This window comes from Pseudomonas sp. BF-RE-25 (genome assembly GCF_019956105.1).
GTDB lineage: Bacteria > Pseudomonadota > Gammaproteobacteria > Pseudomonadales > Pseudomonadaceae > Aquipseudomonas > Aquipseudomonas migulae.
The window spans coordinates 62,481-74,573 of record NZ_JAHBDB010000097.1 but is presented as its reverse complement, the minus strand read 5'-3'; the positions used below and the strand labels follow the sequence as shown (position 1 = coordinate 74,573).

General features: G+C 59.6%; 10 protein-coding genes. 9 read left to right on the top strand and 1 reads right to left on the bottom strand.

Translation table 11 applies throughout. From position 1 onward, the window contains the following. Window positions 1-29 precede the first annotated feature (29 nt). Complete coding sequence (locus tag KGB24_RS28885; protein ID WP_223416483.1) at window positions 30-1,073, bottom strand: RHS repeat-associated core domain-containing protein; 1,044 nt, start codon at window positions 1,071-1,073, stop codon at window positions 30-32. 259 nt (window positions 1,074-1,332) lie between these two features. On the opposite strand from KGB24_RS28885, the gene flhA reads away from it, so the two are divergent. From flhA to KGB24_RS28840, 9 genes are all read left to right on the top strand, one after another. Further along, the gene (gene flhA, locus KGB24_RS28880; protein WP_223416484.1) at window positions 1,333-3,462 is read left to right on the top strand and encodes a flagellar biosynthesis protein FlhA; all 2,130 of its coding nucleotides are present in this window, start codon (window positions 1,333-1,335) and stop codon (window positions 3,460-3,462) included. A gap of 11 nt (window positions 3,463-3,473) precedes the next feature. After that, window positions 3,474-4,802 carry a flagellar biosynthesis protein FlhF gene (flhF, locus tag KGB24_RS28875; RefSeq protein ID WP_008024604.1) on the top strand — a complete coding sequence of 443 codons (1,329 nt, stop codon included), beginning with the start codon at window positions 3,474-3,476 and terminating at the stop codon, window positions 4,800-4,802. 116 nt (window positions 4,803-4,918) lie between these two features. Further along, window positions 4,919-5,749, top strand: coding sequence for a flagellar synthesis regulator FleN (fleN, locus tag KGB24_RS28870; RefSeq protein WP_008001746.1), 831 nt, complete (start codon window positions 4,919-4,921; stop codon window positions 5,747-5,749). Continuing rightward, complete coding sequence (gene fliA / locus KGB24_RS28865) at window positions 5,746-6,486, top strand: RNA polymerase sigma factor FliA (protein ID WP_007894214.1); 741 nt, start codon at window positions 5,746-5,748, stop codon at window positions 6,484-6,486. The genes fleN and fliA overlap by 4 nt, the downstream gene beginning before the upstream one ends. A 167-nt stretch (window positions 6,487-6,653) precedes the next feature. After that, window positions 6,654-7,025, top strand: coding sequence for a chemotaxis response regulator CheY (locus tag KGB24_RS28860; RefSeq protein ID WP_008006721.1), 372 nt, complete (start codon window positions 6,654-6,656; stop codon window positions 7,023-7,025). Between the two features lie 22 nt (window positions 7,026-7,047). Continuing rightward, window positions 7,048-7,836 carry a protein phosphatase CheZ gene (locus KGB24_RS28855; protein WP_008024609.1) on the top strand — a complete coding sequence of 263 codons (789 nt, stop codon included), beginning with the start codon at window positions 7,048-7,050 and terminating at the stop codon, window positions 7,834-7,836. Window positions 7,837-7,889: 53 nt separating this feature from the next. Then, entirely contained in the window at window positions 7,890-10,160 is a 2,271-nt protein-coding gene (locus KGB24_RS28850; RefSeq protein WP_223416485.1) for a chemotaxis protein CheA, read from the top strand. 50 nt (window positions 10,161-10,210) lie between these two features. Further along, on the top strand, window positions 10,211-11,341 hold the full coding sequence (locus KGB24_RS28845) for a chemotaxis response regulator protein-glutamate methylesterase (RefSeq protein WP_008024614.1): 1,131 nt from the start codon (window positions 10,211-10,213) through the stop codon (window positions 11,339-11,341). Beyond that, a complete protein-coding gene (locus tag KGB24_RS28840; protein ID WP_008024616.1) occupies window positions 11,341-12,081 on the top strand; it encodes a flagellar motor protein in 741 nt (246 codons plus the stop codon). The genes KGB24_RS28845 and KGB24_RS28840 overlap by 1 nt, the downstream gene beginning before the upstream one ends. The last annotated feature ends 12 nt before the right edge of the window (window positions 12,082-12,093 follow it).

The following is a 12,093-nucleotide window of genomic DNA, read 5'->3' as shown; positions in this document are numbered from 1 at the left end:
TTTTGTTTATGGGCGGGCCACCAGGGGATTCAATTCATCGTTGAGTTTCGGATGGTGGCGCGCTTTTGAAGGATGAGCGCAGACCCCCTCTCGAATGAGGGAGTGCGCTTTTCCATATAATTAGTGTTTGATTGCCCGCTTGAACTGTTCGTCGGGAGGGGGGAAGTCCCGGGAGATTGGCCTCCGGAATTAACATTTTCGTTGAGTGCATTACGTCCGGTTTGATTTTCACTCGTGCTACGCAACTGTCTGCTTGCCGCGCCAGGGCTATTCGGGGTGCTGGCGGGCGGTGATCCTTTCATGGGGATCGTTGATGGCTGTGGGCTGTTCGTGGTGTTGGGGAGGGGGTTGGAGCTGGAGCTAGTTGAGGCGCGATTTGCTATTTGTGGGCTCCTGAAGCGGTCAAAACCCACTATAGCGCTGCCGATCCCAAACAAAGCAAGACCAACCGCTCTCAATACTTTTTCTTTAGTCAAGGCCGCCACCAAGGTAGTGATTGTGCCGGCCGCCGCCAAACCTAAGCCAATGAAAAACAAAGGGCTATGTCCACTCGGATCACTCCGATTGATTGGATCTGCGCCACAATACGCATAGGCATTGAGTCCTCCCTTCCCAAACGGGCTCCAGCTGTCCGGACTGTTGAACCGCATCACTACCGGATTGTACTGACGGTACCCGTTACCCAGATGATAATGCCCGGTCACCTGGTCTGGTGCTTCGCCGGTGAACCCGATCAGGCTGCGCGAGCCGTCTTCGGATGGGCAGTGACCGTAAGCTGTGTAAGCAAGAGGATTAGGCTGGGACGCGTCGAGTGCATTCAGCACCGAGCGTTGTCGGTCGGTCGCCAGTAATGCTATTCCGATCTTGCCGTCACGATGATGCTGTTGCGCCAATATCTGGCTGTCGTGCTGGAATATGCTGCGCTTCGACGAACCCTGGATTTCGCTGGACAGCCGGTTATTGCAGTAAAAGCGCTGCCGGCCCGCCTGATGGGCCGGGGTTAGTTCGATTGACTTATCCATCGGATCGTAGCGGTAGCTGCAAAGTACGTTTTCCAGAGGTGACTTTGACATTGGTTGGGCTCCAAGCAGGGTCCATAAAACTGGACTTTAAGCATCGGCTTGCTTTCATGTTTTCGCCACTATCAGAACTGCTAGTGTCATATCCCACCCCTGCGTAGACGCTTCACTCGACAGCTCATGCAGAAGCAAGGCTTGCCGCGATCTGACAAGCCTATTACCAGTCCCGGCTAAAGTTGGAAAGCTTCTTGCAGTACCCGCCCTGCGTCTGCTTCAGGCGTCAAAAGTTTGCTTTAAGGAACGGGGAAAACCGGTGGATCGCTCTCAGTTACTCAACAGTGCCCGCACAAACGTTGCCGACTTAAGTCGGGGCAATCTTGGCGTGCCGTTGTTGCTGCTGGTCATGCTGGCCATGATGATGCTGCCGGTGCCGCCGTTCCTGCTGGACGTGTTCTTCACGTTCAACATCGCGCTGTCGATCGTCGTGTTGCTGGTCTGCGTCTACGCGCTGCGGCCACTGGATTTCGCGGTGTTCCCGACCATTCTGCTGGTGGCAACGTTGTTGCGGCTGGCGCTGAACGTGGCCTCCACGCGAGTGGTGATGCTGCACGGGCAGGACGGCCATGCCGCCGCCGGTAAGGTGATCCAGGCGTTCGGTGAGGTGGTGATCGGCGGTAACTACGTGGTCGGTATCGTGGTCTTCGCCATTTTGATGATCATCAACTTCGTCGTGGTGACCAAGGGTGCCGGGCGGATTTCCGAGGTGAGCGCGCGCTTCACCCTCGATGCGATGCCCGGCAAACAAATGGCGATCGACGCCGATTTGAACGCCGGCCTGATCGATCAGAACCAGGCCAAGCTGCGCCGGATGGAAGTGGCCCAGGAAGCCGAGTTCTACGGTTCCATGGACGGTGCCAGCAAGTTCGTGCGCGGCGACGCCATCGCCGGTTTGCTGATTCTGTTCATCAACCTGATCGGCGGCATGGCGGTCGGTATCTTCCAGCACGGCATGACCTTCGGTGATGCGGGCAGGGTTTACGCGTTGCTGACCATCGGTGACGGTTTGGTGGCGCAATTGCCATCACTGTTGTTATCTACAGCTGCAGCGATCATGGTGACCCGTGCTTCCGGTTCGGAAGACATGGGCAAGCAGATCAATCGCCAGATGTTCGCCTCGCCCAAGGCGCTGGCCGTGGCAGCGGGTCTGATGGCAGTGATGGGCCTGGTGCCCGGCATGCCGCACTTTTCCTTTCTGACCATGGCGGCCCTGGCGGCCGGTGGCGCGTACCTGTTCTGGAAGAAGCAGAACATCGTCAAGGTTCAGGCCCTGCAAGAGGTCAAGCGTCAGCAGGAATTGCTGCCATCGCCGGCTCGCGCTCAGGAAACCAAGGAGCTTGGCTGGGACGATGTGACGCCGATCGACATGATTGGCCTGGAAGTCGGCTATCGTCTGATTCCGCTGGTGGACCGCAATCAGGGTGGTCAACTACTGGCGCGGATCAAGGGTGTGCGTAAAAAGCTGTCCCAGGATCTGGGCTTCCTGATGCCGACTGTGCATATCCGTGACAACCTCGACCTCGCGCCTAGCGCCTATCGCCTCACTCTGATGGGGGTGATCCTGGCCGAGGCGGAGATTTATCCGGATCGCGAGCTGGCGATCAACCCTGGTCAGGTCTACGGTTCGCTCAACGGTATTACCGCCAAAGATCCGGCTTTCGGGCTGGAGGCGGTCTGGATCGAAGTCAGCCAGCGTGCGCAGGCACAATCCCTCGGTTACACCGTGGTCGATGCCAGTACGGTAGTGGCAACCCATTTGAACCAGATTCTGTACAAGCACTCCAGTGAGCTGATTGGCCACGAAGAAGTGCAGCAACTCATGCAATTGCTGGCCAAAAGCTCGCCAAAACTGGCGGAAGAGCTGGTGCCGGGCGTGGTTTCGTTGTCGCAGTTGCTCAAGGTTCTCCAGGCGTTGCTGGCCGAACAGGTGCCCGTACGGGACATTCGCAGCATCGCCGAGGCGATCGCGAACAACGCCGCCAAGAGTCAAGATACTGCCGCGCTGGTGGCCGCCGTCCGCGTCGGCGTATCTCGTGCAATCGTCCAAAGCATTGTGGGGACTGAGTCGGAGCTGCCAGTTATCACCTTGGAGCCAAGGTTGGAACAAATATTGCTCAATAGTCTTCAGAAGGCAGGACAAGGCTCGGAAGAGGGCGTTCTGCTGGAGCCAAGCATGGCTGAAAAACTGCAGCGCTCGTTGATCGATGCGGCGCAGCGTCAGGAAATGCAAGGTCAGCCGGTGATTCTGCTGGTGGCCGGCCCGGTTCGCGCGATGCTGTCGCGATTCGGCCGACTGGCAGTCCCGGGTTTGCATGTGTTGGCTTACCAGGAAATCCCTGACAACAAGCAAGTGACCATCGTTGCGACAGTAGGGCCCAACGGCTGAGGTAGTGGTTTATGCAAGTTAAGCGTTTTTTCGCCGCCGATATGCGTCAGGCCATGAAGCTGGTTCGTGATGAGCTGGGCGCTGATGCCGCCATCATTGGCAACCGCCGGATCGCCGGTGGTGTCGAGCTGACGGCCGCTCTGGATTACAAACTGTCGGCGCTGGCCCCGCGTGTTCCGAACATGGAACTCGAGGATGAGCTGCGCAAGACCCAGTCGCGGATCGTCACCGCCCAGGCCGAACTGAGCCTGCGCAGCGATGGCGAGAGCGACAAGTCCACCAATCGCCAGTTGTTCGCCGGTCTGCCGTTGACTGCCGCCGAGCCGCTGATCGAGCCGACCTACGCTGAACCTCGTCGCCCGGCACCGGCCCCCGCGCCTGCCGCGACCGGTGTTGATCCGCGTGCCTTCGACTCGATGCGTTTCGAACTCAACAGCCTGCGCGAACTGATGGAAGTACAACTCGGTTCGCTGGCCTGGAATCAGTTGCAAGGCAGTCGCCCGGCCCAGGCCAACCTTTGGCGCCGCCTGCAACGCATCGGTTTGTCCGGTCCGTTGTCCCGCGATCTGCTGGAACTGATTACCGACATTGATGAACCTCGTCAGGCCTGGCGCATGTTGCTGGCGCACCTGGCGCGGATGATCGCCACACCGGAAGTCGAGCCACTGGAAGAGGGCGGCGTGATTGCCATGGTCGGCCCGGCCGGCATGGGCAAGACCACCACCCTGGCCAAGCTCGCGGCCCGTTACGTACTCAAGTACGGCGCGCAGAACATCGCGCTGGTGAGCATGGACAGCTACCGTATCGGAGCTCAGGAACAACTCAAGACCCTCGGCCGGATCCTCAATGTGTCGGTGACGCACGTCGATCCGGGCCAGTCCCTGGTGCAGGCGCTGGATCCTTTGCTGCGAAAGCGCGTGGTGCTGATCGATACCGCGGGCCTTCAGGCCAGCGATCCGGCATTGCGCATGCAGCTCGAAAGCCTGGCCGGTCGTGGCATCAAATCAAAAAATTATCTGGTTCTGGCAACCACCAGCCAAAAACAGGTTCTAACCGCCGCTTATCACAGTTACAAGCGCTGCGGGCTGGCTGGCTGCATCCTGACTAAACTGGATGAGACGGCAAGTCTGGGCGAGGTGTTGAGCCTGGCGATCAGTCATGAATTGCCGGTGGCTTACCTGACTGATGGACCGCGTATTCCGGATGATCTGCATCTGCCGCGTCGTCATCAGTTGGTCAGTCGCGCCGTCAGCGTGCAAATGCAGGAAGAACCCAGCGAAGAAGCCATGGCTGACATGTTCGCTGATATTTATCACAGCCCGACCAAGCAGGTTGGCTGAGGTATTAATGAACAGTTTTTGTACCTACATCGATGGTCTGCCATGCATTGTTCAGTTGATGAACGCGCAGCCAGTAATGTGGCCTCCGTCTATGCAAGACAAGGTAAAGAAATAACATGGGCAGCATGCATCCCGTACAGGTGATCGCGGTGACCGGCGGCAAAGGTGGCGTCGGGAAGACTAATGTGTCAGTGAACTTGTCCCTGGCTCTAGCTGAGCTCGGCCGGCGCGTCATGCTGCTGGACGCCGATCTGGGGCTGGCGAATGTCGACGTCCTGCTGGGACTGACACCCAAACGTACCCTGGCCGACGTCATCGAAGGCCGCTGTGAGCTGCGCGACGTATTGTTGCAGGGGCCAGGCGGCATCCGCATCGTCCCGGCCGCGTCCGGCACACAAAGCATGGTTCATCTGAGTCCGGCCCAGCATGCCGGCCTGATCCAGGCGTTCAGCGATATCGGCGACAACCTCGACGTGCTCGTGATCGACACAGCTGCGGGTATTGGTGACTCGGTAGTCAGTTTTGTTCGCGCCGCGCAAGAAGTCTTGCTGGTGGTCTGCGACGAACCGACTTCGATCACGGATGCCTACGCCCTGATCAAACTGCTCAACCGCGACTACGGCATGAACCGCTTCCGCGTCCTGGCCAACATGGCCCAGAGCCCGCAGGAAGGCCGCAACCTGTTCGCCAAGTTGACCAAGGTCACGGACCGCTTCCTCGACGTCGCCTTACAATACGTCGGTGCGGTGCCGTACGACGAAAGCGTGCGCAAGGCTGTGCAGAAGCAGCGCGCGGTCTATGAAGCCTTCCCTCGTTCCAAGTGCTCCCTGGCTTTCAAGGCCATCGCACAAAAAGTCGATACCTGGCCGCTGCCTGCCAACCCGCGCGGGCACCTGGAGTTTTTCGTCGAGCGCCTCGTGCAACAAACGGCAGGACCCGTGCTATGACAGCCAGCGGTTACAACCTCTACAAGAAGTCGGCGCGTGACGCGCAGTACGAGCTGATCGAGCGTTACGCGCCACTGGTCAAACGCATTGCTTACCACCTGCTGGCGCGACTGCCAGCCAGTGTCCAGGTCGAAGACCTGATCCAGGCCGGGATGATCGGCCTGCTTGAAGTATCGACCAAATATGACGCCAGCAAAGGCGCGAGTTTCGAGACGTACGCGGGCATCCGGATCCGCGGCGCCATGCTTGATGAAGTGCGCAAAGGGGACTGGGCGCCACGTTCGGTCCACCGCAATACCCGCATGGTCAGCGACGCAATTCGCTCGATTGAAGCTAAAACCGGCCGTGACGCTAAAGATCACGAAGTTGCGGCCGAACTCCAATTGAGTCTCGACGATTACTACGGGATTTTGAACGACACCCTGGGCAGCCGCTTGTTCAGTTTCGACGACCTGTTGCAGGACGGCGAACACGAAGGGCTGCATGAGGATGGCGCGAGTGCTCATCTCGAGCCGTCGCGCGATCTGGAAGATGAACGCTTCCAGGCAGCGCTGGCGGACGCGATTGCCAATTTGCCGGAGCGTGAGCGACTGGTGTTGGCGCTGTACTACGACGAAGAGTTGAATCTCAAGGAAATCGGTGAGGTCCTGGGGGTCAGCGAATCTCGGGTCAGCCAGTTACACAGCCAGTGCGCGGCCCGTTTGCGGGGGCGTTTGGGGGAGTGGCGAGCGCGCTGAAGGCAGTGTGGGGACACTGCGAACTTGGCTGGTGTGGTGTTGAACTGCGCCGGTCTCGATCTGTTGTGCTCCAGACAGTCATTGAGTGCTTTGCCGGATTGATTGAAATGGCGCGTCCAGGTGCTGGGCGCGTTTAAGACTGCTTGGAGGTCGAATTGGACAAGAACATGAAAATCCTCATCGTTGATGACTTCTCAACGATGCGGCGGATCATAAAAAACCTGTTGCGTGACCTTGGGTTCACCAACACGGTCGAGGCCGACGATGGCATTACTGCCATTCCGGTTCTCAACAGCGGAAGCATCGACTTTCTGGTAACAGACTGGAACATGCCTGGCATGACCGGTATCGATCTGCTGCGCCACGTGCGCGCCGATGAAAAGCTCAAGCACCTGCCAGTGCTGATGGTGACCGCTGAAGCCAAGCGCGAGCAGATCATCGAAGCGGCCCAGGCCGGCGTAAACGGCTATGTGGTCAAACCCTTCACGGCCCAGGCGTTGAAAGAAAAAATCGAGAAGATTTTCGAACGCATCGGTTGAGAAACTGCGCCACGGGGGAGCTATGGACCAAAACGAATCTTCACTGGGCGATTTTGAATCGACCCTGAAAAAACACGCGGTCGAACTGGTCGAAAGCCTTGAAAAAGGCAAGTTCGGCGACGCTGTGCAACTGATCCATGAGCTCAACCAGACCCGTGACCGCGGCCTGTATCAGGAAGTGGGCAAGCTCACCCGCGAGCTGCACAGTGCGATCGTCAATTTTCAGATTGACCCGCACATGCCGCAAGCCGAGGAAGTGTCCCAGATCACAGATGCCACCGAGCGTCTGGGTTACGTTGTCAAGCTGACAGAGGCCGCAGCCAACCGCACCATGGATCTGGTCGAAAACTCCACGCCGCTGGTCAACAGCCTGAGCGATGAAGCTCAGGCGCTGAGCACGGACTGGGGGCGGTTCATGCGTCGCGAAGTCGGGGCTGAGGAATTTCGTGAACTGGCACGGCGTGTCGATGGTTTTCTGGCGCGCAGCAGCGTGGACAACCGCGCGGTGTCGAGCAACCTCAACGACATTCTGCTCGCTCAGGATTACCAGGACCTCACCGGTCAAGTGATCAAGCGTGTGACCCAATTGGTCACCGAAGTTGAAAGCAACCTGCTCAAGCTCGTGCTTATGGCCAGTCAGGTGGACCGCTTTGCGGGCATCGAACATGACCGTGAAGCGATGCTTGCAGAAAAAGATCCGCAAAAACATCTCTCTCAGGGTGAAGGTCCGCAGATTCATGCCGATAAAAGAGAAGATGTTGTGTCCGGTCAGGACGATGTGGACGATTTGTTATCCAGCCTAGGATTCTAGAGTTTTAGCATTTTAGGTTTTTTAGGTTTTTAGACCTTAGGAGCACCCCCTTAATGAGCTTCGGCGCCGATGAAGAGATCCTTCAGGATTTCCTGGTTGAGGCCGGCGAGATTCTAGAGCAACTGTCCGAACAGCTGGTCGAGCTTGAAAGCCGACCGGATGATGCGGACTTGCTCAATGCAATTTTTCGCGGTTTTCACACTGTAAAAGGGGGCGCCGGCTTCCTCCAGCTCAACGAGCTGGTGGAGTGCTGTCACATCGCCGAGAACGTGTTTGACATCCTGCGCAAGGGTGAACGTCGCGTCGATTCGGAATTGATGGACGTGGTTCTCGAAGCGCTGGACGCGGTGAACGGCATGTTCAGCGAAGTCCGCGAGCGTGGCCCGATAACGGCCGCCACGCCTGAATTGCTTGCAGCCCTGGCCCGTCTGGCCGAGCCGCAAACCGCCGATCAAGCCGCACCTGTGGCTGAAGTGGTGGAAGAGCCGGCTGCCGAAGCCGAATCAGGCGACATCACCGATAACGAATTCGAACAACTGCTGGACTCGCTGAACGCCGTCAAGGCTCAGGCGGAGGCCCCGGCCGCTGTTCCGCTGCCGGCCGGCGATGCCGCGACCAGCGATGAAATCACCGATGCCGAGTTCGAGTCGTTGCTCGATCAGTTGCACGGCAAAGGCCAGTTCGCCGTCGACGCGGTGGCAACACCCGCAGCGCCTGCCGCACCGGCTGCGCCGAAAGCGCCAGGTGACAGTTCCGACATTACCGACGACGAGTTCGAAGCACTGCTCGATCAGCTGCACGGCAAGGGCAACTTTGCAGTCGATGCACTGGAATCGGCCATTGCCTCGGTACCGACCCCGGCTGCGCCAACCGCAGCAGCGGCTGGCGGCGATCTGATCTCGGATCACGAGTTCGAATCGCTGCTCGACGAATTGCATGGCAAAGGCAAGTTCACTGAAGTCGGCACCGGTTCCGCCGCCTCTTCGGTAGCAACGCCCGTCGCCAAGGCCCCGGCACCTGTCGCCAAGGCGCCCGAGCCAAAAGCCGAAGCAGCGAAGCCTGCCGCCGCCGCTGCACCGAAACCTGCCGCCGCTGCTGCACCGGCGCCTGCCCGTGCAGCGGCTGCGCCGCCAGCGGAAAAACCGGCCAGCGAAGCCGAGACCACCGTGCGGGTCGACACCGCGCGTCTCGACGAAATCATGAACATGGTCGGCGAGTTGGTACTGGTGCGTAACCGCCTGGTTCGCCTGGGTGCCAACAGCGCCGATGAAGCCATGTCCAAAGCCGTGTCGAACCTCGACGTGGTCACGGCCGACTTGCAAACCGCGGTCATGAAGACCCGGATGCAACCGATCAAGAAGGTCTTCGGGCGCTTCCCGCGTCTGGTTCGCGACCTGGCTCGCCAGCTCAAGAAAGAGATCAACCTGGAACTGGTCGGCGAAGAAACCGACCTCGACAAAAACCTTGTCGAGGCCCTGGCCGACCCGCTGGTCCACTTGGTGCGCAACTCGGTCGACCACGGTATCGAAGAGCCGGCCGATCGCGAAGCGATGGGCAAACCGCGTAGCGGCAAAGTGATTTTGTCCGCTGAACAGGAAGGCGACCACATCCTGCTGTCCATCTCCGATGACGGCAAGGGCATGGACGCCGACGTGTTGCGCGGCATCGCGGTGAAGAAAGGTTTGATGGACAAGGATGCGGCGGACCGCCTCAGCGAGTCGGACTGCTTCAACCTGATCTTCGCACCGGGTTTCTCGACCAAGACCGAGATCTCCGACGTGTCGGGTCGTGGCGTGGGCATGGACGTGGTGAAAACCAAGATCGCCCAGCTCAACGGCACCATCAATATCTACTCGACCAAGGGCAAGGGCTCGAAGATCGTCATCAAGGTCCCGTTGACCCTGGCGATCATGCCGACGCTGATGGTCATGCTCGGCAACCAGGCGTTTGCGTTCCCGCTGGTGAACGTCAACGAGATCTTCCACCTCGACCTGTCGACCACCAACGTGGTGGACGGCCAGGAAGTGGTGATCGTGCGGGACAAGGCGCTGCCACTGTTCTACCTCAAGCGCTGGCTGGTCAGCTCCGCCGCTCACGAAGAGCAGCGCGAAGGCCATGTGGTGATCCTTTCGGTGGGCACCCAGCGGATCGGCTTCGTTGTCGATCAACTGGTCGGCCAGGAAGAAGTGGTCATCAAGCCATTGGGCAAAATGCTCCAGGGAACCCCGGGCATGTCGGGCGCCACCATCACCGGTGACGGTCGCATTGCGCTGATTCTCGATGTTCCGAGCATGCTCAAGCGTTACGCCGCACGGCGTATTTGATTCTGGGGGAGCGGGGCGACGAAGCCTCGCCCCCGCCTAACGGAGTGTTTATGGTAGTCAAAGTCCTGGTGGTGGACGATTCGGGGTTTTTCCGCCGCCGCGTCTCGGAAATTCTTTCAGCGGATTCGAATATCCAGGTTGTCGGTACGGCGACCAACGGAAAAGAGGCGATCGATCAGGCCCTGGCCCTCAAGCCGGACGTGATCACCATGGACTACGAGATGCCGATGATGGATGGCATCACGGCAGTGCGGCACATCATGCAGCGCTGCCCGACCCCGGTGTTGATGTTCTCCTCGCTGACGCACGAAGGCGCCCGGGTCACCCTGGATGCGCTGGATGCCGGCGCGGTGGATTTCCTGCCGAAAAATTTCGAAGATATCTCGCGCAATCCCGAGAAGGTCAAGCAACTGCTGTGCGAGAAGATTCTCAGCATCTCGCGCAGTAATCGTCGTGTCAGCGCCTACAGCGCGCCGGCACCGGTCGCTGCACCCGCGCCGACACCTGCGCCTTCCAGCATCGGCAGTTATGGCAGCAGCGCGCCTGCTCGTCCGGCACCGGCACCGATCCCGGCTCGCACATTCGCGGCCAGCCCATCGTCGCCAGCGCCGAAACGCAAAGCCTACAAACTGGTTGCTATCGGTACGTCCACGGGCGGCCCGGTTGCCCTGCAACGGGTTCTGACCCAGTTGCCGGCCAATTTCCCGGCCCCGATCGTGTTGATCCAGCACATGCCGGCCGCCTTCACCAAGGCGTTTGCCGAGCGTCTGGACAAGCTCTGCCGCATCAGCGTCAAGGAAGCCGAGGATGGCGACATCCTGCGTCCGGGCCTGGCGCTGCTGGCGCCGGGTGGCAAGCAAATGATGATCGACGGCCGTGGCGCGGTGAAAATCCTGCCGGGCGACGAACGTCTGAACTACAAACCGTGCGTGGACATCACGTTCGGTTCGGCCGCCAAGTCCTACGGTGACAAAGTTCTGGCGGTGGTACTGACCGGCATGGGCGCCGACGGTCGTGAAGGCGCGCGCCTGCTCAAGCAGGGCGGCAGCTCGATCTGGGCTCAGGATGAAGCCAGCTGCGTGATCTACGGCATGCCGATGGCCATCGTCAAAGCCGAACTCGCCGATGCGGTGTACGGCCTCGACGATATTGGCAAGCACCTGGTCGAGGCGTGCATCTGATGGACGTACTCAGCCTTATCGGGATCATCATGGCGTTCGTCGCCATCATCGGTGGCAACTTCCTTGAAGGCGGCCATCTCGGCGCGCTGGCCAACGGTCCGGCAGCGTTGATCGTGCTCGGCGGGACCGTCGGCGCGGCACTGCTGCAATCGCCGATGAGCGCGTTCAAGCGCGCCATGCAGATTGTTGGCTGGATCCTGTTTCCGCCACGCGTGGACCTGGCCGGCGGCGTTGACCGCGTGGTGAACTGGAGCCTGACCGCCCGCAAGGAAGGTCTGCTCGGTCTGGAAGGTATCGCCGACGCCGAACCCGACGCCTACTCGCGCAAAGGCCTGCAACTGCTGGTGGACGGCGCCGAGCCGGAAGCGATTCGCAGCATTCTGGAAGTGGATTTCTACACCCAGGAAAGCCGCGACATCGAAGCCGCCAAAGTCTTCGAAAGCATGGGCGGCTACGCGCCGACCATCGGCATCATCGGTGCGGTGATGGGCCTGATCCATGTCATGGGCAACCTGGCCGATCCGTCGCAACTGGGCAGCGGCATCGCTGTGGCCTTCGTCGCCACCATCTACGGCGTCGCCAGTGCCAACCTGGTGCTGTTGCCGATTGCCGCGAAACTCAAATCCGTCGCATTGCGTCAGTCGCGTTATCGCGAAATGTTGCTGGAAGGCATCCTGTCGATCGCCGAAGGTGAAAACCCTCGCTCTATTGAGTTGAAGCTTCAGGGCTTCATGGATTGATGGGAGACATGG